Genomic DNA, 24,334 nt, shown 5'->3' with positions numbered 1-24,334 from the left:
GAAAAAGTAAGGTACTGGCCGAGCAACTGTTTGCCCAAGAATGTTCAGGAAGGTTTTGGTGGCGAATCGTGGCGAGATCGCCGTCAGAGTGATGCGGGCGTGTGAGGAGCTAAACGTTGGGACTGTCGCCATTTACTCCGAGGCCGACACAGACGGCGGCCATGTTCGCTACGCCGACGAGGCGTACAACGTCGGGCCGGCGCGAGCGGCTGACTCCTATCTGGATCACGAGGCAGTGATCGAGGCTGCGCGCAAGGCCGATGCCGACGCGATCCACCCCGGCTACGGCTTCCTCGCGGAGAACGCCGAGTTCGCGGCGAAAGTCGAGGAGGCCGAGGGTATCACCTGGATTGGCCCCGCCGCAGAGGCGATGGAGAGCCTCGGCGAGAAGACCAAAGCGCGGACGATCATGGACGACGCCGACGTGCCAATCGTCCCCGGGACGACGGACCCGGTCACCGACCCCGACGAAGTCGAAGCCTTCGGCGAGGAACACGGCTATCCCATTGCGATCAAAGCCGAAGGCGGCGGTGGCGGCCGCGGGATGAAAGTCGTCCGCGACGAAAGCGAGGTCGCAGACCAACTCGAGAGCGCCCAGCGAGAGGGTGAAGCCTACTTCGATAACGACTCGGTCTATCTCGAGCGCTATCTCGAGCACCCGCGTCACATCGAAGTCCAGATTCTGGCAGATGAACACGGCAACGTGCGCCATCTGGGCGAACGAGACTGTTCCCTGCAACGGCGTCACCAGAAGGTCATCGAGGAGGGCCCATCAGCGGCCCTGACGGACGAACTGCGCGAGAAAATCGGCGAAGCGGCCCGCCGCGGAGTCGCCGCTGCGGACTACACCAACGCCGGCACCGTCGAGTTCCTCGTCGAGGAAGCACCCGGACGCGGCCCCGACGAACCGCTCGGCCCCGACGCGAACTTCTACTTCCTCGAGGTCAACACCCGGATTCAGGTCGAACACACCGTCACGGAAGAGATTACGGGCCTCGATATCGTCAAGCGCCAGATTCAGATCGCGGCAGGCGAGGAAGTCGACTTCGCACAGGATGAGGTCGAGATCGACGGCCACGCCATGGAGTTCCGGATCAACGCCGAAAACGCCGCCGAGGACTTCGCCCCCGCAACGGGCGGCACGCTCGAGGTGTACGACCCGCCGGGCGGGATTGGCGTCCGCATGGATGATGCGCTCCGGCAGGGCGACGACCTCGTGACGGACTACGACTCGATGATCGCGAAGCTGATCGTCTGGGGCGAGGACCGAAACGACTGCATCGAGCGCTCGCTGCGCGCGCTTCGAGAGTACGACATCGAGGGCATCCCGACGATCATCCCGTTCCACCGCCTGATGCTCACCGACGAGGCGTTCGTCGAGAGCACACACACGACGAAGTATCTCGACGAGGAACTCGACGAAAGTCGCATCGAAGAGGCCCAATCACAGTGGGGCGGTGACATCGGCGACGGCTCGAGCGACGACGAGGAGGAGACCGTCGAACGCGAGTTCACCGTCGAGGTCAACGGCAAGCGCTTCGAGGTCGAACTCGCAGAACACGGCGCGCCGGCGATTCCAACCGGCGATGTTGACGCCGGCAACCCATCCGGCCCACCGCAGCCTGCCGGTGGCTCGAGCGACGAGGCGGACCTCAGCGGCGACGGCGAAACGGTCGATGCCGAGATGCAGGGGACGATTCTCGACATCGAAGTCGAGGAAGGTGACGAGGTTGCCGCCGGCGACGTGCTCGTCGTCCTCGAGGCGATGAAAATGGAAAACGATATCGTCGCCTCCAAGGGGGGGACGGTCACCGAGATCGCAATTGAGGAAGACCAGAGCGTCGATATGGGCGACGTACTCGTCGTCCTCGAGTAGCGAGCGAACGGCCTGCGTTGTATCCGATTTCTCGAATCTGTACAGAGCGTTCCCGGTGGTGGTACAGTATCCGAACATATGCAGGCCAACGTTCAACTGTGATGTCGCGAAACGGCAACTGCACGCGGACATAGTCCAGTTGGGCTTGCGTTTCGCGTGAGGATCGAGTTCGACAACATAGTTGCGTTGGTTCGATCCCGTCTCGAGCACGACGGCCACCCTGAGCACACAGTTCGGTTTCCCCGTGCTGGTGGAGCCTGGTCAGCCATCTCTTCGGGTGGCCGTCGAAACCGCTCGAATCTTTTCGTGGCTATACAGTGTGAGATAGCATCGAGCAAATTGAGAGAATGAGACGCTCCGCTCAGTCGCTGGCGACGTGATCCGATCCCGTTTCGCTTGACCACGGCAGTGGTCCGTCGTACCCGTCAGGAACGTACGGGCAAAGCGGATCGCTTGCGAGTGGATTTCCAGTCGTCGCGAACGCACGCGAGCGACTGCCACCGCAGACGTGTCGGTACGGACAGGCACCACATTTGCCCTCGAGTTGGTCACGGTCTCGGAGCGACTCGAACAGGTCGGTGTTGCGATAGATGTCGGTAATTGGGCGCTCGAGGACGTTTCCGGCTGATTCGGGCAGGAAGCCAGAGGGGAAGACCTCGCCGGTGTGGCTGACGAACGCGAAGCCGTCGCCGGCGATGATCCCAGCGCGACGGGTGGTCTCGGTGGCCGCTGGGTTCGTCTTTGGGTCCTCATTCGCCCGGCGCTGGAGTGCCACCCGTCGATACTGGGGTGCTTCCGTCGTCTTGAGGCCGAACGGTTCGTCGGTGCTGACTGTGTGGAGCCAGGCCATCACCGCATCGGCCGTTTCAGGATCAATCGGCTCGAGAATTCTCCCACGGCCGACGGGCACGAGAAAGAAGACGCTCCAGAGTACGATGCCGATCTCGCGGAGCAGGTCGCGAATTGCAGGCAGTTCGTCGACGGTCGCCTCGCAGACGGTCGTATTCACCTGGACCGGCAGCCCGACGGCGCGGGCGTCTTCGACGGCTGCGATGGTTTCGTCGAAACTGCCGGACTCGCCGCGAAAATCGTCGTGATGCTCCGGTGTCGCGCCGTCGAGACTGACCGCCATCCGGGTGAGGCCCGCGTCCGCGAGCGCCTGAATGCGCTCGGCTGTCAGTGAGCGCGTCCCGCTCGGTGTAATCGTCATCGTCAGTCCCAACTCCGTCCCGTAGGAGACCAGTTCCTCGAGGTCGTCCCGGATGAGCGGGTCGCCACCCGAGAGGACGACGAGTTGTCCCTCGCCGAATTCGGAAACGTCCTCGAGCAGGCGTTTACCCCCGGAAGTCGAGAGTTCATCGGGGTGGCGCAGTTCCTGTGCGTCGGCCCGGCAGTGGTCACAGGCCAGCCCGCAGGCTTGCGTGACTTCCCAGATGAGCACCAGCGGGCGGGCTGTCGTATCGAGTGACTGACCAGGTCGCATTGGCGAGCGTTGGTGGGTCGCACACGAAAGGACTGCTCTCGTTCCCAAAGCGATAGAAGACACAGACATGTTCGTCCCGGCCCGAGATGTTCGGGTTGGCGCTGGGTTTTCCGGCGACTACTGGATTGCAAGGACGACTATCTCACGGGTACGACGTTCTTGCGCGGCGATAATCGCAGTATAACAACGGCTACGGACTGTGAGTCTCAGCGTATGCGTTCTCCGTGGGGGTCAACAACAACACAACGGTTCCGCGACGCAGAGACGGCTGTCACGCCCGTCATCGGCGTCGTCCTGATGGTTGCGATCACGATTATTCTGGCAGGGACAGTGCACGCCGCACTGATCGGCTTTGCCGACGAACCGCCCGAACCGCAGCCGATTGCCGGCTTTTCGTTCGACGAGACAGACTGCGATGGCGACGGCGTCACCGTAACTCACGTTGCTGGCGACTCAATTCCAGCCGACGAACTCTATCTACACTCACCAGCAAAGAGCACGCCAACGACGTGGGAGAACCCAGACGGACACGAACCGACCGGCCTCGAGAACGGCATGGTCGATGCGGGCTCGAGTTTGACGACCTGTCTTGGCGAGGGTACTGTCGATGACGAACCGGTGCAGGTGATCTGGGAGTCGCCAACCGACGATCAGACGGCTGTGCTTGCGGAGTGGGACGGGTAAGGTGCCTGCAGACCGGCGGCTTACGCCGTCAATGCGCTCGCGCACAGCAGAGGTACATGCACTCCCTCAACAGCAGAACATGAACGGGTAGATCAGTGCAACCCGGTCGCCGTCCGCAAGTTTGGTCTTAAATCCCGCTGCGTGTTCGTTGAAGCGGCCGTTGATACAGACACGGGCGTAGGGCCGGGTTTGCTCACCTTCCGGATTCTTGCGCCACGTTCCGGGTAGATCATCCGGCGGCGGTGCCCAGCCGCGAGCCGTTGCGTCGGCCTCAGTCTCGGCGATGAGCATGTCCTCAACATCGTACTCCGCGAAGAAGGCCTCGAGAAAGTCTCGTAATCGCGTTCCCTCGAACGTGTACTCGAGTTCGTGAGCCCCGACGGCGTCGCGAACGTGGCCGGTACAGCGGACGGTTACGGTTGTCGTGACGGGCGACTCGTCGCTGGTCTCCGTTTCGGGCGCGATTTCTGCAGGCATAGCCGTCTAGACGGCCTCGAGCGCGGAAAGGACGTGCCCGAACTTGTTCGGCTGCACCAAGACAGATGCAGTCAGCCAAAAGACGGTGTGGGAACCGATTGCTGCTAGTCCTCGCTTTCGTAGGATTCGCCGACGGACGAGGGCATTCGCGTCTTGCCCCACGCTGAGAGCACGACGATCACAGCAATGTACGGTAGGAGGTTGACGAGCCGCGCGGATACCTCAATCCCAACGGTCTGGAACTGGACGTTCAGCATGTCAAGCCCACCGAATAGCAACGCAGCAGCGGCCGCTCCAATTGGGTTGTAGTTGCCGAACAGGTAGGCAACGATGGCGATCCAGCCGCGGCCTTCGACCATCGTGTCTCCGGTGCCGACAAAGTTCCCCTCGTGGGCGAGCAACACGGCTCCGCCCAATCCAGCCATCACACCGGAGAAGATCACGGTCGCGTAGCGGACGCGATTGACGTTGACCCCCGCAGTGTCGAGTGCTTCGGGGTTCTCGCCGGCTGCCTGCACCCAGTAGCCATAGCGCGTGCGATAGAGAACGTACCAGGCGGCGACCACGATGACGACAGTCAGGACGACCAACGGCGACTGGCCAAACGGAAGCGACCCGACGCTCGAGAGGCCCGGACTCGACTGGCTTCCCCAGATAATCGACGCGGTGAAGGGTGCGAATCCGAGGCCGATGAACCAGACGGCCAGCCCGGCGACGATCTGATCCGCCTTGAACCGGATCACGAGCACGGCGAAGATAGCCGTCATCGCCCCCGTAATCAGCACCGAAATCCCGATCGCAGACCAGACGTGAACCTGCGTCGAGGCCGTTCCCCCGATGGCGTACATGCTCGCTGCGGCGGTGAACGCCCCGAAGATCATGAATCCCTCGAGGCCGATGTTGAAGACACCGCTCTTTTCGGCGTAGAGGCCGCCGATAGCTGCGAGCGCGATCGGGGTCGCCATCTCGAGCGAACGGGTCAGGAAGCCAAGCGTGAACAGTCGCTCGAGAGCAATGTCGGTCTGGGTACCAACGACCGCAAGCGCGACGAGCGTTGCGGCGAGGGCGACCGCGCCGAGTCGAACCCGTCGTTGCTCGGTGTAGTCGACGACGCTCATTCGCCGTCACCTCCCAGCCCGGTTCGTTTCGCAATCATCCTGAACAGTTCCGGGACGGCGACGAACAGCACGACCAGCCCGACGATGCCGTCGATTAGTTGCACTGGCACATCGGTGCTGATCTGGATGTGCGAGCCAGCAGACTCGAGGCCGCCGAATAAGAGACCTGCGGGGATGACCCCGATTGGGTTGTTCGCCGCAAGCAGGCTCACGGCAATCGCGTCGAACCCGTAGTTACCGATTCCGGATGGGTCGGTGAAATAGCCCTGGATCATGATGGCGAAGATCGCGCCGGCCAGTCCGGCGACCATTCCGGACAGGGTCATTGTCGAAACGATCATGCGTTTGGCGTCGACCCCGGAGTACGTCGCGGCGGCTTCCTGCGTGCCGCTTGTCACCATGTCGTAGCCGAAACTGGTTCGAGTCATGACGGCCGCAATGAGCGCGACGACAACCAGCGTCAGCACAATTCCGACAATTGAGAGGTTCGGATCGTCAAAGATGACCGACGGGAATCCGACGTTCTCTGGCATGTGCTCGGTCCGCGTCGCCGTCGCCTGTGGATCGCCGAACCGGCCGGCGACGAGCCAGCCAACGAAGCCGATCGCGATGAAGTTCAACATGATCGTCGTAATGATCTCGTTCGCGCCGCCGTAGGCTTTCAATACGCCCGGGAGTGCCGCATACAGCCCGCCTGCGGCGATCGCCGCGACGGTACCAATGAGCATCAGGGCAACCCCGCCGCCCGTACCGTTCGGCAGGTACGGTGCGAGTGTAATGATCGAGACGACAGTCGCGAAGCCACCGACGATGAACTGGCCCTGGACGCCGATATTGAACACGCCAGCCCGGAACGCAATCGCAACGGCGACACCTGCCAGCACGAACAGCACCGAATAGCGAAGCGTTCGCGCCACCGCTCGCTCGCTCCCGAACGAACCAACGAGCAACTGGCTGGCAAACTCCACTGGATTGTAGCCTGAAATCGCGACGATCACCAGCCCAATAAGTAGCGCTGACACCGTCGACCCGACCGCGATTCCGATCCGCTCGAGCACCGTCGCATCCAACATGCGAGTCGCTATTCGATCAAGCGTTCCGCGCGCTCGTCCGTCGGAATCCTCACTCACGTTTGGACACCTCGATCAGATTCGCCGGACTCGGCCTCGTCGGCGTCCTCTTGTTCGTTTGTGAGGGACTGGGCATTCTCGAGGGACTGGCCAGCCATCAAGAGTCCGAGATCCGCCTCGGAGACGGATTCGGGATCGACGACATCGATGAACGCGCCTTCGTACATGACCGCGATGCGATCCGAGAGCTTCTGAATTTCATCGAGTTTCGAGGAGACGACGAGAATCGCCAGCCCCTCATCGCGTAGTTCGATCAGTCGGTTGTGAATGAACTCGATCGAGCCGATATCGACGCCTCGAGTCGGGTGCGAGGCGACGATTACGTCGGGATCGTGGCCAATCTCGCGTCCAACAATGAACTTCTGCTGATTTCCTCCGGAGAGCGATCCGGCCGTTGTGTTGGGATCGGGTGGCTGCACGTCGAACTCCGTGATGATATCTTCGGCGTGATCGCGGACTGCCCACCAGTCGAGGATACCGTCGCTCGCGTAGGGATCGATCGTCTGATTTCCGAGCAGCGCGTTTCGGACGAGCGAATCACCCTGAACCAGCCCTTCACTCTGGCGATCTTCGGGAATGTAGGCGATACCAGCCTCGATACGGCGGCGGCGACTAGCGTTTGTAATGTCCGTCCCATCGAGGCGAACCGTGCCGTCCGCGACAGTGCGAAGGCCGGTGATGCCCTCAATGAGTTCGCGCTGGCCATTCCCCTGTACCCCCGCGATACCGAGAATCTCGCCCTCTCGAACAGTGAGGTCGACGCCGTCAACCTGCTCTCGCCCTCGATCGCCACGCATCTGGAGCCGTTCAACCTCGAGGACAGGCTCACCGGGTTCAGTCTCGCGCTCGAGGCGGTCGAACAGCACTTCTCGGCCGACCATCATCCGCGCTAGGTCCTGTTCGGTCGTGTCGGCGGCGTCGACGGTTCCGATTGCCTTGCCATCCCGGAGAACGGTGATGTCGTCGGCGATCGACAGCGCCTCATCGAGTTTGTGTGAGATGAAAATGAGCGAGTGGCCGTCGGCTTTGAGGTCGGCCATGACGTCCATCAGGCTCTCGACTTCCTGAGGCGTAAGCACCGCGGTCGGTTCGTCGAGGATGAGCACCGCTGCCCCTCGGTAAAGGCTCTTGACAATCTCGACGCGCTGTTGTGCGCCAAGGTCGAGTTCCTCGATCGGTGTGTCGAGGTACTGATCCACGTCGAAATCATACCGCGAGCAGATTGCCTCAATCTCGTCTCTGGCTACATCCTCATTGATCTGGCCAAACCGGTTCTCGGTCGGTTCGTGACCCAGGACGATATTTTGCAGAACCGTCATCGGCTTCACCAGCTGAAAGTGCTGGTGGATCATGCCGATTCCAGCGTCCATCGCGTCCCGCGGCGAGTCAAACGACCGTTCCTGACCATCGACGTAGATTGTCCCGTCGTTCTGGTCGTACAACCCATAGAGGACGCTCATCAGGGTCGTCTTTCCCGACCCGTTCTCGCCGAGCAGCGCGTGGATCGAGCCCGTCTCGAGCATGAACTCGATGTCGTCGTTCGCGACCACGTCCCCGAACCGTTTGGTGATTCCCTCGAGATGGACCGCTGGTGGCCCGTCCGGTGTCATTGTCTCCCCTCCGTTGAAAGTGCGCTCATGTGTACAAATGGAAAAATACCGACGTTAGCAGCTCGTCGGACCGCACGTCAGCTCGACCTCATCTGCGACGATAGCATCTTTCGCAGCCTCGAGTTCCTCTTCGACGGCGTCGGGGAGTTCGCCTTCGAACGCCTGACCGACGATGAAGTCGATACTCTCCTGTTCGATGCTCAAGTTCTGCTCGCCAACCTGGCTCTCGAAGTCGTCGTTGACGACGGCTTCGGAGACCTGGTAGGTCGCCTCGTTGAGTTCCTTCACTGCAGAGCCAAGGATGACATCCTGGTACTGCTCTTCCTCGATGGACTGATCGACGTCGACGCCGATCGCGAAGCGGTCATTGTCCTGGGCGGCTGCAAACGCACCGGCTCCTGCCGCCGAGGCAGCGTGCCAGACGATGTCTGCACCGTCGTCAATTTGGGATTCAGCGACGTTGTTCGCCGAACCGGTATCCGAGAAGCTCCCGCCGTAGCCCGTCAGCACCTCCGCGTCGTCGTTGACCCACTCGACTCCCTCGATGTAGGACTGCTCGAACGCGTTGATGAGTGGAATATCCTCGCCGCCGACGAAGCCAACAATTGACTCGTCCGGATCGGTTTCACTGTCTTCGTGTTCGAACTCCTCGTCAGTCATCACACCGGCGACAACGCCCGCGAGGAACGACATTTCGTTGTTCATTTCGATCCAACCTGACACATTATCGGCGCCCTCAACGACGTTATTGATAAGCATCCAGTTCTGGTCCGGATACTGCTCAGCATTCGTCGCCATCGGATCCGTATGGTGGTCGCCGACACAGACAATGAGATCGTAGCCGCTCTCAGCTGTGTCCGCTTGTACCGACTCGTACTGGGCCTCTTCAGTCTCTTCAATCGTTGTATACTCGAGGTCAAAATCGTTTGACGCTTCCTCGAGACCAGACGCGGCGTTGTCATTGAACGCGTTGTCATCAAAGCCAGCCGGACTCGAGATGATTGCGACCGATGTTGCCGCATCTTCGTCGCCCGTATCGTCAGTGTCGTCCGCGTCCCCGTTCCCATTGTCATTGCCGTCGTCATCGTCACCGAGACAGCCCGCTAATGATGATCCAGCAACGATAGCGACCCCCGATGCGAGCGCCGTTCGCCGATCGATTCCGGATGACTCGGTCCGCTCTGCAGTGTCAGTTGACAACATTACTTGTCCAGATACTTCACCATTGTTAATAAACTTAAGCGAATAGACATTTGTTCGAGCAACTAAACTAACTGCTGATACGAATGAACTATGCACTTACTCGCATGAGAATAAAAACACGAGCGACCGCCATTCTCTCTCGTCTGTCTCGTTTGTGGAACGGTAGCTTCCTACATATTATCATATGGCAGACCAGATACTCTCTGTGATATCGGTCCGTTCTTCAGTAATCAGCAGTATCAGCATCCTCAGTCCATGATACTGCGACGAATTGGTACACACGACTGTGGGACAGTAACAACTGCAACGAGTTACACAGTGATTGCACAGCCGACTCACGGGCACATCGTGCCCGTTCGCTTTTCCGCGGTTCTTGTTCGCTTCGCTTACACCGAACCGCGCTCCCGTCGTGCAATCAGGTGTGCAGTGACGTGAAGTCGCTACCATAATACTAATCCTGTCGGGCAGAATGACGTCGTTCCGGTCGCATGCAGGCAGATGTTCCACAATCGGACCGCCCACGACCCGGTCGCTATCTCGACTTGACTCTGATAAGGGTACGTATCTCGTCGTAGCGAACGCTCCCCTCGTTGAGGTCGTGGCCGTCAAGTTCGAGATAGCCGTGTTCGATACCAGTTACCTCTCCCGTGCGGTCAGCGTCCGATGCATCGGTCCGATCGGCTTCCCAGACTTCGACGACGTCACCGACCGAGACGTGTTCTTGGACGAGTTTCGCGGCGCGCTCTTCGGAGGCATCCGGCGGGATTTCAAGCTCTGTCATCGGTGTCAAAGACGACCACGCCGAAGCGGGTAAGTACGGCGGCGTCAGATGACGGGCGCTTTTGTGCTGGCTACGCCTCCCACTGGGTCGAAATGTACAACAGCGCAATCAGACAGAGGATTACGATGACGAACAGACCGATTGTCATCAGCTGTTGTGATGGCATAGCGGGGCTTCGAAGCCGCCAATAAAAGGGCTACCGGTCCACAGCCACTCGAGGCGCATGGAGACTCCCTGTGACGGCTCTCCAACCCACTCCGTGAACGACGGTTTTTGTATGATCGGCAGTAAGTACAGCCAATGAAGGTCATCAAGGACAGCGTTCACGATCACATCCGGGTTGACGGCGTTGCCCGCGATCTCCTCGATACGCCCGAGGTCCAGCGACTCCGCCGGATTACCCAACTCGGAACGGTCTCGTTCGTCTATCCCTCCGCAAATCACACCCGGTTCGAGCACAGTCTCGGCGTCTACCACCTCGCCTGCAAAGCCCTCGAGAACCTCGACATCGACGGCCAGCAAGCCGACCGCGTCCAGGCTGCAGCCTTGCTCCACGATGTTGGCCACGGGCCGTTCAGCCATAATCTCGAGTCGCTGACTTACCGCGAGACCGGCCGTTATCACGACGACGTTCACGATCTGCTCGCAGACGGCGCTGTCGGCGATGTGTTGCGATCCCACAACCTCGAGCCAGCCCGAGTTGCGGGGCTAATCGCGGGTGATGGCCGGTTCGGTCAGATCGTCTCGGGTGAACTCGACGTTGACCGGATGGACTACCTCGTCCGGGACGCCCACCATACTGGCGTTCCCTACGGGACGATCGACCACGAGCGACTGCTGCGCGAACTCGCGTTCGTCGACGGCGAACTCGTCTTAGCTGAGGGGAACGTCCAGGCCGCAGAGAGTCTGCTCGTCGCACGCGCGTTGATGAATCCGACCGTCTACAGCCATAGCGTCGCCCGAATCAGCAAGGCCATGCTCCGGCGCGCGGCCGAACGACTCCTCGAGCAGACTGAAACGGACGCTGCAACGCTGCAGCGAATGGACGATGCCGACTTGCTCGTCGCGCTTCGCTCGAGCGAGACAACGAGTGAGTTCTCCCGTCGATTAGACGAGCGAGACCTGTTCAAGCGAGCCGTCTGGGCCGAAATCGATGACGTTCCGGGCGGTGTGATCGAAAGCGGCCACGAAGAAGTGCGAGCGTTCGAACGCGAGATTGCAGAAATCGCCAGCGTTGACCCAGAAAGCGTCATTATCGACGTTCCACGCCGGCCGTCAATGACCGAGTCGACGACGCGCGTGATGGTCAACGGTGAGGTTCGCTCGCTTGGCCAACAGTCACCGCTTGTCGCCGCGCTACGGGCTGCACAGTACTCGCAGTGGCGACTCGGCGTTTACTGTCCGGACGAGATGCGCGAATCCGTCGGCCACGCGGCCGTCGACGTGCTCGGACTCGATATCGATGGTGCGCTAGTCAGTGAGGTTCGGGACGGTGTCGATACGACGCTCGACCGGTTCATGGAGTAACCAGTCGACCCGGTCAGTCACGCCGAACGCAGGGATTCAACTCGCTCGAGCGTTTCTGCATCTGCTGGCTCCTTATCTGATCGAACCGCCAGAAATCGCGGGAATCGAAGCGCGTAGCCCGACGAGTACGTCGGCGAGGTCTGAATCTCCTCGTAGCCCACCTCGAAGACAACTGCTGGCTCGAGGTCGACCTCCTGGCCGTCCTCAGCCGTGACGTGGGGCTCGAGCAGGTCCGTGAGTTCCTCGAGTTTTTCATCCGTAATGCCCGTCGCGACTTTCCCGACAGTCTCGAGGTCGTCACCGTTCCAGACCGAGAGTTCGAACGTCCCGAGGAAGGTTGCCCGTCGGCCTTCGCCCCACTCCGCGCCCGTGACGACGCAGTCGAGCGTCTCGATGTCGGGTTTGCGCTTGCGCCAGTTCTTCCCGCGCCGACCCGGTGAGTACGTCGAGTCGGGGTTCTTGAGCATGATTCCCTCGTGGCCTGCCTCGAGTGCATCGGCATCGATTGCTTCGATTCGTTCGGGGTCGTCGGTGGTCCACAGCAGGGACAAGCCCTCGACGTCTGCAGGCTCGACAGCCGCCCCGTCGGGTGTCAGCAGTGACTCGAGGCGGTCGTGTCGTGCTGTTAATTCCTTCTCGAGCAAATCTTCGCCGTCGGTGTGCAGGCAGTCGAAAAAGACCGGGCGGACGGCCACCTCTTCGCGGGCTTTCGCCACGTCGTGTTTTCGGCGGAACCGCTTGAGAACTTCCTGAAACGGCAGTGGCGCGCCATCGTCGTCGACGGCGACGACCTCGCCATCGAGAATCGTCGGCTCGGAGAGGGTGCGTTCTGCATACTCAACGACTTCGGGGAGGGCGTCGGTGACTTCCTCCATGTTTCGGGAGAAGACGCGGGTTTCGGTCGTCTCACCATCTGCAGCAGCCATTCCAGCCGGATCGTGGTGCAGTTGTATTCTGGCACCGTCATATTTCCATTCTACCGCAGCCTCCTCCCACTCCTCGAGCGCCTCGGTAACTGTCCCGGCCTGCGCGAGCATGGCCTGCACGGGGCGGCCAATCTCGAGGTCCATGGCATCCAGCCCCTCGAGTCCGTCATCGCGGGCGACGTGGGCGACGTGACCGTAATCGTTCGACACCTGCAGGGCGCGTTCGACGCGCTCGCCGGGAACGTCGAACGCCTCGGCGATCGCGTCTCTGACAGTGCCCTCGCCGACGCCGATACGCATTTCCGAGAGCACGAGACGGGCGAGATAGCGTGCCTCCTCGCTCGAGCAGCGATTGAGTAATCCAAATAGGAGATCGACCTTGTGATCCTGACTTCCTGACCCGTCTGCGGCAGCCAGGTCGATGAGGGTAGTATTGACCTCGCTGACGGTGAGGTCGTCGGTGTCTGTGCCGCCGGTAAATGCGCCCAGACCCTGCTGACCGCCGAAGTCGTAGCTCGCCGCCACCGCGCCGATTTCGCCGACCTCGGCGAGACGGTCTTCCACGTCATCGCTGTCGACGTTCGTCCCTGCCGCACGAGCAATCGCCTCGTAGCACGTCCGCGGCCCGATATCGAGCGTTTGGGACTCCCATGCTGGAAATACTCGACCCTGCACGAAGCGGGCGACTACGTCGAGATCCGTCTCCGCGTCCGTCAGCAAGTCGGTGACGTGAGCAACGATCTCGAGGTCTGCAGACTCGTCGTCGATTGCAGCGACACGGTCGGCGAACGTGGCGAACTCCATCACCGACTGCTATCGTCGGGGACGGTAAAACGGTTCTGAGAAGCGGTGGTCGGCTTGTCTGTTTGTGTCCGTGTTAGGACTCAGAAGTGGTGTCTCGAGCCCGCTCATAGATTTCCCCGCAGACACAGCCAAGCGGGAGCGTGAACCAGGCGGTTAGGACGACAGCGAAGATGCCAATGAGGGCGGTGAGGGTACCCGCTTCGGTGAGGCCAGCCGAAAGCGATGTCGCTCCATCAGTGGCGGCGACACCAAACAGAATCGTGAAGACGACAGCGAGCGAGGCGATGTAGGTGAGGATCGTCGCGAGAAACCCTGCAACAGCGCCGGCGTACGGGATCGACGCGGGTACGACGTTCCAGGTGAGTGCGCCCGCGAGAAACGCGGTCGTAAGCACGATTGGAATCGCGACAAGTGCGCTGAGTCCCCAGAACGGCGCGATTGCCCACGTCTCGAGCGGCGGGCCGTAGTAAAACAGGCCGAACATACCGAGTGCAAAGACGGTCGCAATTCCCACTGCCGCTGCGGCACCAGCGTAGCCAGCCCCGATCGCCCGGTGGTCTGCCTTTGGCAATCGACCCGGTCCATAGCGCTTGCAGGCGCGGCTGAGACTCGAGAGTGCGGTTGTTCGGTTCATAGCCAACTGTTCAACTGACTGAACTATATACCTTCGGGTGGCTGGCCTTGAGCGGGTGTGACGGTTCGCCAACCGGCACACCGAGAGAGTGCTTTCAAGGCGTTCGCGCTCGCACTCGGAGATAGTATGACAGAGGGAGCACTTGCGCCGCGGGTCGCTGACGTCCTCTCGGTCGATGCCGACGGGTTCCGAGACCGGGCCGTGGCCGATGCGGACGTGATCAAAGACGCCATCGAAGATGGGGTGTTCGACAATCCGCAAGCCATTGTCGGCCTCGAGTACGAGTTCTATGCGATCAAAGATGACGACGCGACGCTGCGGCGGGTGCCACGTCGCTTGCTCGAACTGATCGGATTCGAGAAGGAACTGGGGCTGCACAACGCCGAGATGACAACGAGTCCACAGCCGCTGAACGCCTACGGAATCGCGGCACAAGAATCAGAGGTCAAAGCCCGATTGCAGACGGCGCTCAGGGTAACCGAATCCGAGCGGATGCGACTGGTCAGCGACGGCCTGTGGACCATCCCGCCAGAAGGCGAGTCGGCGACGACGTATCTTACTGACAGTATCGAACGACCAGCGGACGACGCCAACGGCAGCGAGCGCTCGATTCGCATCGCGACGAACATGAGCGACTCCGCGCGCTATCACGCGATGGCCAACACGGACCAAGCCCAATCGGCCGGGATGCACCTCGATGCGCCACACGTCTCGCTCGAGGCCGAGACCGTGATGCCGGAGAGTCTCATCACCTCGATCCAGCCTCACTATCAGGTGGCCCACGCAATCGATCTGCCGACGTACTTCAACTACGCCGTCCGCGTTGCTGGCCCGCTGCTCGCACTCGGCGTCAACTCTCCGTTCTTCCCTGCGGATCTCTACGACGACGAGGCAACACCCGAGGACATCCTCGCCGATAGCTGGATGGAAAACCGCATCAGCGTCTTCGAAACCGTCCTGAACGATCCCACGACGGGCGAAGGCAAGGTCCGATTCCCTCACGACCTCGAGTCGGTCCACGAGGCGGTCGACCGCGTCGCCGACGACGATACCATTGTCCCGATGCCAGTCGAGAAGGGAGAGCGCTTCGACGATCAGTTCCCGCACTTCCGCGAGAAACACGGCACCTACTGGCGCTGGGTTCGCCCGGTCTTTGGCGGCCCGACCCGCTCGGCGGCAAACGCCCGCATCGAGTTCCGTCCGATCCCCGCCCAGCCGACGGTGCGAGATTCGACGGCCTTCCTCGCTGCCTTCGCCGGGCTCCTCGAGAGCCTGACCCGTCTCGAGCATCCGGTCCACGAACTCGACTGGGAACTCGCCCGCGAGAACTTCTACGCCGCGATGCGCGATGGCCTCGAGGCAGACCTGACGTGGATCACGAACGACGGCAAAGAGACCACGGACACGCTCGACATCTACGAGGATCTACTGGCACACGCCGAAGACGGTCTGACGAATCGGGGGCTGACCGACGAACAGGCCGCAAAGTATCTCTATCCGCTTCGGCGTCGCGTTCGACAGGGCGTCACGCCCGCGAGTTGGAAACGCGAGCACGTCCACGCGGCACTCGAGGACGGGGACTCGCTCGAGGAGGCAATCGCGACGATGCAGCGGACCTATGTGGACCGACAGCGCGAGACCCTACTCGAGGGGAGTTTTGCGGACTGGATCGGCGACTGATCGGACATTCTCAGACCGACTCGGCCGTAAGTTCCCACGTCAGGCGAACGTCGACCGACGCCCCGTCGACCTCGAACGCCAGGTCCTCGCCCGCGAACTCGTAGGTTCCGGGCGGAAAACACGCGTCAACGAGCGGATCGTCCGCGACGATAAACTGCTCCGTCCGCGACTCCCCTGGTCCCAACCGATCCTGCGGCGTTGGTTCCATCGTGAACATGATGCCGACGTCCTCCTCAGCCGGGTCGACGTCGTTGAGGTCCACGTCCTCGTCGATGTAGCCCTCGGAGGTCCAGACGATTGGGTCCACGTCCTCGGCGAAACACGGCGGCACGTACTCGTCGACCTCGAAATCCGCAGCCCGGTGGTTGTAGACGACGATTCCGCGGTCGCTCCGGTCGGCGCTCGCTCCCTTCAAAAATGCGGCGTCGACCTGGTGTGACCGATCGTCCCTGTTCGTCGTCGTAATCTCGACCGTCGCGGTCGAGGACGGCGTGATCCACGGATCGTCGACTTCCACGTCGAACGCGACCGGCGATTCGTCGGGGATCGACCCAACGTCTTCGATCGAGATTTGTCGCTCGGCGTCCTCAGGAGGATCTTCTGCTATCTCTGGAGACGACTTTTGTTGCGTATGGGCCGCAACGAGTCCTCCAACTGCGAGGCTGCTGCTACCAGCCACGGCCACAAGATATGTCCGACGGTTCATAATAGAATGTTTATCACAATATCACAAAAATATTGGGGTCATGGATATAACCAAAAGCGATTCGTTCATATGAACCGCAGTAAGCCATTTCCGGTACCATCTCGACTGTCCTGCGATCGTAGCGGTGAATTGTTACAGCAAACTGTATCACTCACAAGAGAATGGACTGTACAATCACGATCGGCCATAATACAGTAATCCTGGCTAATACGAAATAATTTCCCAGAATTATTGTCTGGGTAGAAATATATGTGGGATTCTATAAGTGTCTTCTAGACATCACATCCGTCAAACATAATGTCGTCATCATCATCTGCTATTGCATCAGCTCGGGTAATTGTCGTTCCAGGCCCCCACTGTCTTTCTTCGCCCGCACATTCAATGCTATCATTTGTAGTTAATGTTGCGATAGTCATACCAACTATAACCGCACCTGTTCCGACCGGATGAGGAAAGTCCTCATAATAAAATAGAGGTCCACCTGAATCACCTGAAGCAGCCTCAGCCCCGACATTTGCAAAGTCATCATCAAGAATATCCAATTCCCCACTAGTATACCCTGTTGAGATACCGGTTTTATAGATTGTTTCACCATCGTGATCAAGTGCCTCCATATTTGTTGCATGGCCGTGGAATTCTTCGTTGACACCATCATGTTCAACAGTACAATCCATAGATATGCCAGAACGTTCTCTTTCAACAAGCCGATAGTCTAAATATTCCGAACCATATGAGGTTGCTGTTCCAAAGAAGTTTGAATCCTGATAAACCGTTGCACCCTCCCCATCCGGTATTACGTGATCTGCAGTGAGCATTAGGTGGTCTCCAAACCCGTCATGATTTACACGACAGCAAGTGGTACCGGATTCATTTGGTGGCTCATTCATTGCAACGCCTCCTGGAACCGGATCAAATGTTGTTCGATTCACACATGCTTTCTCAGAGGTGACTAACTCTGCATCAACATTAAGTCCCTGATACTGTTCCGGAATTGTTATATCCAACTCGCTTTGGATATCTCCATCTAATTCAGAAGTGTCGATTGTAATTGTATTTAGACTACGCTCGTCTTCGCCGTCTTCAATTCGATCATTGAACCGAGTGCAGCAGTTGCTTTAAGAGCAGTTCTCCGGGTTGGGTAGTGCTTTTCATCACCCATATCCATTGGTAGTAGCCATTGGTTCTTATATTTATTTTAGTATTTCACACATGTATGAATGTATGCACTATATATGAATTTGTGTTGATATTCACATACAAAAACAGCAAAACGGTGTTATTTGCCAAATACCCAATAGTATGGACATCGAGCCAAACATTCAATATCCTCTATGCTATTGAGATCCATTTTCCTAGATCTCTAATTATATCGGTATTAATCCACATATTCTCCCACACATTACCCCAAGCATTGTGATTGTGGAATAATGTCGAATGGGAATTTCTGGTGTATCGGTGGTTACTCTCCTGAGCCAAAAGTCATTAAACATCTTCAGCCGAGAGTCTAGCGTATGGTAACCTTCCTCTCCGGGGGTACGGGAACGCCGAAGCTATTAGACGGTGCTGGGGCTGTATTCTCGCCGGAGGAGACGACAATCGTCGCCAACACCGGCGACGACATCGAGCTTGGTGGGCTGTTCGTCTCGCCGGACGTCGATACGCTGCTCTTTCAGGGTGGGGGCGTCCTCGACCGCGAGACGTGGTGGGGGATCGCCGGCGATACACACCGGACGAACTCGGCGCTAATGGATCTCGCCGCCGCCGCGGATCTACCCGAGGGACCGCAGTATCTGCCCGACGAGAAACAGACCGCTGGCCGGCGACTCGCGCGCTGGCGGCGATTCTCCGGCATCGCCGAGTTCATGACGATTGGCGACCGTGACCGGGCCGTCCACCTCACGCGCACAAGTCTGCTGGATCAGGGGAACACGCTAGTCGACGCAACCCAGACGCTCGCGGACGCGTTTGATCTCTCCGTCTCACTCCTGCCGATGAGCAACGACCCCGTCGCCAGTCTCGTCCACACCGACCAAGGCATGATGCACTTTCAGGAATACTGGGTTGGCCACCGCGGTGAGCCCGACGTCGAAACTGTCGAGTTCCGGGGCTCCTCGAACGCGACACCCGCACCCGGCGTCCTCGAGGCACTCGAGGGACCGGTCGTAATCGGGCCGTCGAATCCGGTGACGAGTATCGGACCGATGCTCGCGCTGCCAGGATTTGCGGACGCACTCGCAAAGACAACCGTCGTCGCTGTCTCGCCGTTTTTGGGTGACGAAGCGTTCTCGGGGCCCGCCGAGGATCTGATGGAAGCGGTCAACGCTGAACCGAACACGCACGGACTGGCGACCGCCTATCCTTTTGCGGACGTGTTTATCGTTGACGACGGCGACGACGTCGAGTTCGACCGACCGACCATCCAGACGGATATTACAATCGACTCGCCGGAAGACGCAACACGCGTTGCCCGTGCGGTCGATGAAGCGATCGACCTCGCCAGCTAATGTTCCACCCACCGCTCGCACTCGCCAGCCTCAGCGGGGAAGCAGACGCCGAATGGGCTCGAGCAGGTGCCGACTACGCCGGCGCGGCCATCCTTGGCGGCATCGCACTCGATGCGGACTCGAGAGCCGCGGCCCGCGACCTCGTCGCGCGCGACCGGACTGAGTTCCTTCCGGACGACCCGCTCACATTCATCGACGAGCAACTGGAGGCACTCGCAGACGTACCGATTCAGACGGGGTTCAATGTCCGGAGTGCGACTGTCGGCCCGATCAGCGACGCCGCTCGAGTCTGTCGTGATCGGGACGGCCTCCTCGAGATCAACGCCCATTGCCGACAGGACGAACTGTGTGCCGTTGGCTGCGGTGAGACGTTGCTTCAGGATGACGACCGGCTCTGTGCATACGTCGAAACCGCTGCCGAGACCGGGGTGACGACCGGCGTCAAAGTTCGAGCCGAAGTTCCTGGTGTCGACCTTGCAGCCCTCTCAAAGCGACTCGAGGAGGCGGGCGCAACGTTCGTTCATGTCGATGCGATGGACTCCGAATTGGTGGTTGCCGACGTTGCGGACGCGACTGATCTATTTATTATCGCCAACAACGGCGTTCGCGACGATGAGACCGTCCGTGAGTACGTCGAGTACGGCGCTGATGCAGTGAGTGTTGGCCGGCCAAGCGACAATCCGGTCGTCCTCGAGCGAGTTCGAGAGGCTGTCGATCAGCGATTCGGGGTCAAACCGAACCCGTAGATCAGGACTGAAGACGATATCGGTCCACCGATTCGGTTAGGCCTTCCACTTTGTTCAAGTTCCAGGAAGTGCTCTCGAGTTAACTATTTGAGTATGGACTATAATGGATGTAAATTCGGCGAGAACACTTACCCTGACGGCGTTTGATGGACCAGACGATGGCAACGAAAACGTTGGAAGAAACGGATCAACACACGATCGAACTAGACGCCGAACTCGACATTCCGATTTTCACGTACAACAAATACGTTTCCGGTGAGGGCCTTCGGGAGATCGCCAGCCAATGGGAGGACGTCATCGAATCGGAAGGTGCGGACAAGTACGTCGTCAACACCCAGTCGATCACTGCCCACGACGCCGAAGACAAACAGTGGCTTGCCGAGACGTGGATTCCAAACCTCATCGACCACGGTGTTCGATACGGCGCTGGCGTCTTTGGTGATTCCGCGCTCGCGAGCATGGATATGGAGGAAATCGAAGGCAAACTGAATGCGATCGATCCCTCCTTCGAGTACCGCATGTTCGCTTCCGAGTCGGAAGCGCTCGACTGGCTGGCAGAGCAGTAATCTCACCTGCGGCGTCGGCAGTGATTCACCTCCGATCTTTGTGTGGGTTGACTGAGCATCGTCAACCGACCACGAAAGGACTATCGTGCGGGCTCACCTGCAATCGGCCATGTCCCTCGAGGATCTAAACGAGGAGATGCAGGCATCGTACACCGCCTTCGACGACGAACTAACGGTTTCACTCGACCGGGAGACGCGAAACGAACTCGCCTTGCTCGAGGCAGCACTCGAACCCGACGAGACGGACGAACTCGTCCGCCGAGCCATTCACCTGCTGTTTCAGTCGACCGTCGAAACCGGCAAACTCGATTTCCAACTTCGATCTGGCTACGACGTGACCTACGATGAGTATCTCTCGGGGATGACCTTCGAGGAGATGACTGGCGCGGATCAGTATCCGACGATGGACGACGAGCGGCGCTATCAGTTCTGACCGTCTGCCCGGCACACAGGTATGCGTTTATATCCCACAGAACTATCTAATCACTGTAATAGGCGAGTTTATAATCGTCCAGTTCTGGCATTCGCCCATGGCAATCAGTCAGTCCCCAACCGATACCGGCCTCCGCTGTAACGAATGCACCGGCGCACTGCGAGTACGACACGGCGCACTCGAGTGCACTGAATGCGGTCATACGCCACGTCACGGCTCCGATTAAGACGATTTTGGGTTGGTGTCGTCGCGGAGTGACGCCTCTCCGTGGCGGAACACTACCAAGCGTGATCACAACGAAAACCGAAGTTCAGAACAGCGACGATCCGATCAGTCGTCAATCGGTGCCGCACTCGAGAGCGCTTCGTCGAGTTCTGCATCTTCCATCTTCTCGACCAGGGCGTCGATCACTTCCTCACGTTTGCCTTTCACGAACTTGATCGAGCCGACAACGAGGTGGCCGCCGCCGGAGACGCCGCCGCCGGGGATCTCTTCCTCGAGTTCGGTGACCATCGTGGGGATGTCAAGGCGGACGCCATCGGATCGAAGCACAGCGAAGTCAGGGCCGTATCCGACCGTGATGACAGGATCGCCAGTTTCTTCGATTTTACGGTCGTGAATCTCGCCGGTCGTTTTACCGGGTGCAGGGTAGGTAAATCGGTGGGCGTGGTTCTCCACGTCGATCCGGTAGAGATGCGCGCCGTTCTCGAGGTCTTCGTGCTCGAGGTGGGGCATGGCTGCGTCGAGTTGCTCGTCGACCTCTGCGCGGGCGCGGTCGGCAAAGAAGGAGACGAGTTCGTCGTGGCGGTCCTCGTCGTCGCTGCCGACCTGCAGGAGGTCCTGAATCAGGCGGTCACCGGAGTTATAGCGCAGCCAGAACGCGGCGTAGTCGAGCGCTTCGCTCAGGTCCTGCAGGCGGTCTTCGTCGTAGCCTTCCTCGCCAGCTAACTCGAGGTAGTCGGTCATCGCGTCGGCTTTCGAGCGATCCGAGAGGCCGGCAACGGCGGGGACGTGGCGCAGTTCCTCGGTGAGGTCCGGATAGATCATCCGCGCGAGTTCCACACAGAGCATTCCCGTCGTGATCCGGTAGTCCTCGTCGTGGAGGTACGGATTGACGTGGGAATCGAGCAGGTCGCTCACTGCGTCAGGGTCGGGGTGGTGGTGATCGATAGCGACGATTGGGATATCGTAGTGAGCCAGCGTCTCGTAGGCGGGGACATCCTCTGCGGTCGAGCCGTTGTCCAGCATCAACAGGAGAGGCAGTTGCTGGCCGTGTTTCTCGCGGTCCTCGAGCGCGAAGTTGAGGTCGCGCGTCGCATCTTCCATCTCGTAGAACGGCGCTTTCGCGGGCAGGCGCTTGATGAGGTGGCGTGGCGCGTTGTCGTCCTCGTGGACATCAGCGATGAATCGCTCGAGGGCAATCTGGACGGGCACGGCAGCGCACATGCCGTCGCCGTCTGCGTGATGGCGGACGCGAATTGGGCGCCCCTCAAGCACTGTTCGGCGAAGTCGTTTCGCGACTTCTTGCAGGCTTGGGCGGAGCTTTTCGAAGGCAGGCCAGTCGATCAGCGGCTCGACATCGTGCGGTTCTGCGCGTTCGTCGAGTGCAGCGTCGATGCGCTCGCGAGCGTCTTCAGCGTCTTCGCCCTCGAGTTTCGAGAGGCCGTCGACTTCGATCTGGACCGATTCGTCACGGTGTTCGGGGGTACCGGTGACGCGGACGACATCGCCGACTTCAACGGACGGGTAGGCGCGGACGCCAGCTTCTTCGAACGCCGCACACGGGACGACACCGTCTTCGTCCGCGATGTGGAAGATTGTCGGCCCGCCGGTCTGTTTGACCTGAACGATCTCGCCCTCGAGGTGGACCTGTTCGCCGACGTTGGCCTCGAGGCGGCCGGTTCCGGTCAGCGAGTACTCGTGAGAAATGGCTTCGATGGGCGCATCCTCAAGGTCGATGTCGGCGGGTTCGAACGCCATGTCGCCGTTGTCGCGGACCGTCTCGAGTTCGACGGCGAGGTCGTCGCCGACAGCAAAGGTGCCTTCGAGAACGGATTCGTGGACGAGGCCGGAGACGGATTCGGAGAGGTCGACGAAGACGCCGTAATCGACAATACCGTTAATTGTGGCGAGATAGGCCTGGTTGCGGTCAATATCATCTGCGGTACAATCAGCATCGAGATCGTAGACGACGGAATCCCCGTCGTCCGCGCCGGGCTCCCCGGCGGACGCTCGTGTCATCTTGACTCGTCGTTTGGGGGTGGCCGCGTATAACCCTTGCCAAGGAGATGGAGCGACTCGGCACATGCCTCGGATTCCCCAACCGACGCATCGGAACGTTTAGCAACCGCAAGCCCGGACGGGGAGATATGGGGCTGCTCGACGCGCTGTTTCGGTCGAACGAGATTCTTGGCATCGCCGAGGAAACCCTCGAGTTTGCCATCGAATCCTCGGAAGCCGCCCACCCGGACGAGTACATGGGCTTTCTGCGCGGGACTGAAGCGAGCCAACTTGGACTCGAGCAAGATGGACTGGTGATCACGGACGTTCTCGTGGTCCCAGGAACGGAATCCAACAGCGTGAGCGCCACTGTCAGAACGAGCCAGATTCCGAACGATGTCAAGGCTCTCGGAAGCGTCCACTCGCATCCAAACGGCGTTATTAGGCCGAGCAGCGCGGATTTAGAAACGTTCGGTCGGGGAAGCGTCCACATCATTATCGGCGCACCGTATCGCCGCTCAGACTGGACGGCGTTCGACTCGAGTGGGAAACGGACGAATCTGCACGTTATCGATGTCGAACTCCCCGATTCGGAGGACTTCTTCGACTTTACGCAGGCGGATATCGATGAGGATTTGCGAGGCTAACGATGGGATTGTACCAGGGGACAGATTCGACGATGAGCGCACTGAGCAGCCAACCAGCGACGAGGCGGCGGGCAACGCAAACCGCTGAAACCGTAGGGCCAGAACAATGACCAGAACGATCATCGCCCAGGGGACGTTTGATATACTCCACCCCGGGCACGTCCACTATCTCGAGGAGGCCGCTGCGATGGGTGACGAACTCGTCGTTATCGTCGCGCGTAAGGCTAACGTCGATCACAAGGAAACTCCGATCTGTCCAGCCAAACAGCGCCGCGACGTCGTTGATGCCCTCGAGCCGGTCGACCGGGCGATTCTCGGCCACGAGGAAGATATTTTTGTGCCAATCGAAGCGATCGACCCTGACGTGATTGCACTCGGTCACGACCAGCACCACGACGAGTCAGCTATCGAGGACGAACTCGAGCGCCGCGAAATTGAGTGTGTCGTCAAACGCGCAAGCGCCCGCGAGCCCACAGCCGATAGCGAAATATTATCGACCCGACACATAATCGACCGAATTCTTGAGCGACGGGACTGAGTTCGCCCGCCAACAGTTGTAACTGAAACTCGTGTAGTCAT

22 protein-coding genes are annotated in these 24,334 nt (G+C 59.7%); 10 read left to right on the top strand and 12 right to left on the bottom strand.

Translation table 11 applies throughout. The features are described from left to right. The first annotated feature begins 40 nt into the window (after positions 1-40). Complete coding sequence (locus tag G6M89_RS00945) at positions 41-1,876, top strand: acetyl/propionyl/methylcrotonyl-CoA carboxylase subunit alpha (protein ID WP_165159932.1); 1,836 nt, start codon at positions 41-43, stop codon at positions 1,874-1,876. 361 nt (positions 1,877-2,237) lie between these two features. On the opposite strand, the gene G6M89_RS00940 is transcribed toward G6M89_RS00945, so the two are convergent. Then, positions 2,238-3,359: a TIGR04053 family radical SAM/SPASM domain-containing protein gene (locus G6M89_RS00940; RefSeq protein ID WP_165159931.1), complete on the bottom strand. Its 1,122-nt coding sequence runs from the start codon at positions 3,357-3,359 to the stop codon at positions 2,238-2,240. A gap of 213 nt (positions 3,360-3,572) precedes the next feature. Between G6M89_RS00940 and G6M89_RS00935 the strand changes: the two genes are divergently transcribed. Continuing rightward, a complete protein-coding gene (locus G6M89_RS00935; protein WP_165159930.1) occupies positions 3,573-4,043 on the top strand; it encodes a type IV pilin in 471 nt (156 codons plus the stop codon). A 66-nt stretch (positions 4,044-4,109) separates the two neighbouring features. On the opposite strand, the gene G6M89_RS00930 is transcribed toward G6M89_RS00935, so the two are convergent. The 6 genes from G6M89_RS00930 to G6M89_RS00905 form a co-directional block, all read right to left on the bottom strand. Next, positions 4,110-4,520, bottom strand: a complete 411-nt coding sequence (locus G6M89_RS00930; RefSeq protein ID WP_165159929.1) for a pterin cluster protein — start codon at positions 4,518-4,520, stop codon at positions 4,110-4,112. Positions 4,521-4,624: 104 nt separating this feature from the next. Continuing rightward, complete coding sequence (locus G6M89_RS00925) at positions 4,625-5,638, bottom strand: ABC transporter permease (protein WP_165159928.1); 1,014 nt, start codon at positions 5,636-5,638, stop codon at positions 4,625-4,627. Beyond that, a complete protein-coding gene (locus tag G6M89_RS00920; protein WP_165160500.1) occupies positions 5,635-6,711 on the bottom strand; it encodes an ABC transporter permease in 1,077 nt (358 codons plus the stop codon). Before G6M89_RS00920 ends, G6M89_RS00925 begins: the two co-directional genes overlap by 4 nt. 53 nt (positions 6,712-6,764) lie before the next feature. After that, positions 6,765-8,378 carry an ABC transporter ATP-binding protein gene (locus tag G6M89_RS00915; RefSeq protein ID WP_165159927.1) on the bottom strand — a complete coding sequence of 538 codons (1,614 nt, stop codon included), beginning with the start codon at positions 8,376-8,378 and terminating at the stop codon, positions 6,765-6,767. A 54-nt stretch (positions 8,379-8,432) separates the two neighbouring features. Beyond that, positions 8,433-9,581: a BMP family protein gene (locus G6M89_RS00910; protein ID WP_165159926.1), complete on the bottom strand. Its 1,149-nt coding sequence runs from the start codon at positions 9,579-9,581 to the stop codon at positions 8,433-8,435. 532 nt (positions 9,582-10,113) lie between these two features. Next, positions 10,114-10,362: a hypothetical protein gene (locus G6M89_RS00905; protein WP_165159925.1), complete on the bottom strand. Its 249-nt coding sequence runs from the start codon at positions 10,360-10,362 to the stop codon at positions 10,114-10,116. Between the two features lie 300 nt (positions 10,363-10,662). Between G6M89_RS00905 and G6M89_RS00900 the strand changes: the two genes are divergently transcribed. Next, complete coding sequence (locus G6M89_RS00900; protein ID WP_165159924.1) at positions 10,663-11,889, top strand: HD domain-containing protein; 1,227 nt, start codon at positions 10,663-10,665, stop codon at positions 11,887-11,889. A 17-nt stretch (positions 11,890-11,906) separates the two neighbouring features. Here the strand turns inward: G6M89_RS00900 and ligA are convergent, their stop codons facing one another. Together ligA and G6M89_RS00890 are read right to left on the bottom strand one after the other, a co-directional pair. Beyond that, the gene (gene ligA / locus G6M89_RS00895; protein WP_165159923.1) at positions 11,907-13,619 is read right to left on the bottom strand and encodes an ATP-dependent DNA ligase LigA; all 1,713 of its coding nucleotides are present in this window, start codon (positions 13,617-13,619) and stop codon (positions 11,907-11,909) included. 73 nt (positions 13,620-13,692) lie between these two features. After that, positions 13,693-14,253 (bottom strand): hypothetical protein, encoded by a 561-nt coding sequence (locus G6M89_RS00890; protein ID WP_165159922.1) that lies wholly within the window; start codon positions 14,251-14,253, stop codon positions 13,693-13,695. Positions 14,254-14,379: 126 nt separating this feature from the next. On the opposite strand from G6M89_RS00890, the gene G6M89_RS00885 reads away from it, so the two are divergent. Then, positions 14,380-15,933, top strand: a complete 1,554-nt coding sequence (locus tag G6M89_RS00885) for a hypothetical protein (RefSeq protein ID WP_165159921.1) — start codon at positions 14,380-14,382, stop codon at positions 15,931-15,933. A gap of 10 nt (positions 15,934-15,943) precedes the next feature. Here G6M89_RS00885 and G6M89_RS00880 read toward each other — a convergent pair whose 3' ends face one another. Together G6M89_RS00880 and G6M89_RS00875 are read right to left on the bottom strand one after the other, a co-directional pair. Further along, on the bottom strand, positions 15,944-16,639 hold the full coding sequence (locus G6M89_RS00880; protein WP_165159920.1) for a hypothetical protein: 696 nt from the start codon (positions 16,637-16,639) through the stop codon (positions 15,944-15,946). A gap of 272 nt (positions 16,640-16,911) precedes the next feature. Continuing rightward, positions 16,912-17,454 carry a hypothetical protein gene (locus tag G6M89_RS00875; protein WP_165159919.1) on the bottom strand — a complete coding sequence of 181 codons (543 nt, stop codon included), beginning with the start codon at positions 17,452-17,454 and terminating at the stop codon, positions 16,912-16,914. 696 nt (positions 17,455-18,150) lie between these two features. Between G6M89_RS00875 and cofD the strand changes: the two genes are divergently transcribed. From cofD to G6M89_RS00855, 4 genes are all read left to right on the top strand, one after another. Further along, a complete protein-coding gene (gene cofD, locus G6M89_RS00870) occupies positions 18,151-19,143 on the top strand; it encodes a 2-phospho-L-lactate transferase (protein ID WP_165159918.1) in 993 nt (330 codons plus the stop codon). Continuing rightward, complete coding sequence (locus G6M89_RS00865) at positions 19,143-19,889, top strand: tRNA-dihydrouridine synthase (RefSeq protein WP_165159917.1); 747 nt, start codon at positions 19,143-19,145, stop codon at positions 19,887-19,889. The genes cofD and G6M89_RS00865 overlap by 1 nt, the downstream gene beginning before the upstream one ends. 158 nt (positions 19,890-20,047) lie before the next feature. After that, positions 20,048-20,455: a hypothetical protein gene (locus G6M89_RS00860; RefSeq protein WP_165159916.1), complete on the top strand. Its 408-nt coding sequence runs from the start codon at positions 20,048-20,050 to the stop codon at positions 20,453-20,455. Positions 20,456-20,564: 109 nt separating this feature from the next. Then, on the top strand, positions 20,565-20,888 hold the full coding sequence (locus tag G6M89_RS00855) for a hypothetical protein (protein ID WP_165159915.1): 324 nt from the start codon (positions 20,565-20,567) through the stop codon (positions 20,886-20,888). Between the two features lie 330 nt (positions 20,889-21,218). Here the strand turns inward: G6M89_RS00855 and G6M89_RS00850 are convergent, their stop codons facing one another. Continuing rightward, a complete protein-coding gene (locus G6M89_RS00850; protein WP_165159914.1) occupies positions 21,219-23,129 on the bottom strand; it encodes a DHH family phosphoesterase in 1,911 nt (636 codons plus the stop codon). 128 nt (positions 23,130-23,257) lie between these two features. On the opposite strand from G6M89_RS00850, the gene G6M89_RS00845 reads away from it, so the two are divergent. Continuing rightward, positions 23,258-23,755, top strand: a complete 498-nt coding sequence (locus G6M89_RS00845; RefSeq protein WP_165159913.1) for a Mov34/MPN/PAD-1 family protein — start codon at positions 23,258-23,260, stop codon at positions 23,753-23,755. A gap of 106 nt (positions 23,756-23,861) precedes the next feature. Continuing rightward, entirely contained in the window at positions 23,862-24,293 is a 432-nt protein-coding gene (locus G6M89_RS00840) for an adenylyltransferase/cytidyltransferase family protein (RefSeq protein ID WP_165159912.1), read from the top strand. Positions 24,294-24,334: the final 41 nt, after the last annotated feature.

Origin of the sequence: Natronolimnobius sp. AArcel1 (assembly GCF_011043775.1) — an archaeon.
Classification (GTDB): domain Archaea; phylum Halobacteriota; class Halobacteria; order Halobacteriales; family Natrialbaceae; genus Natronolimnobius.
This window is presented reverse-complemented; position numbering and strand designations above follow the sequence as displayed.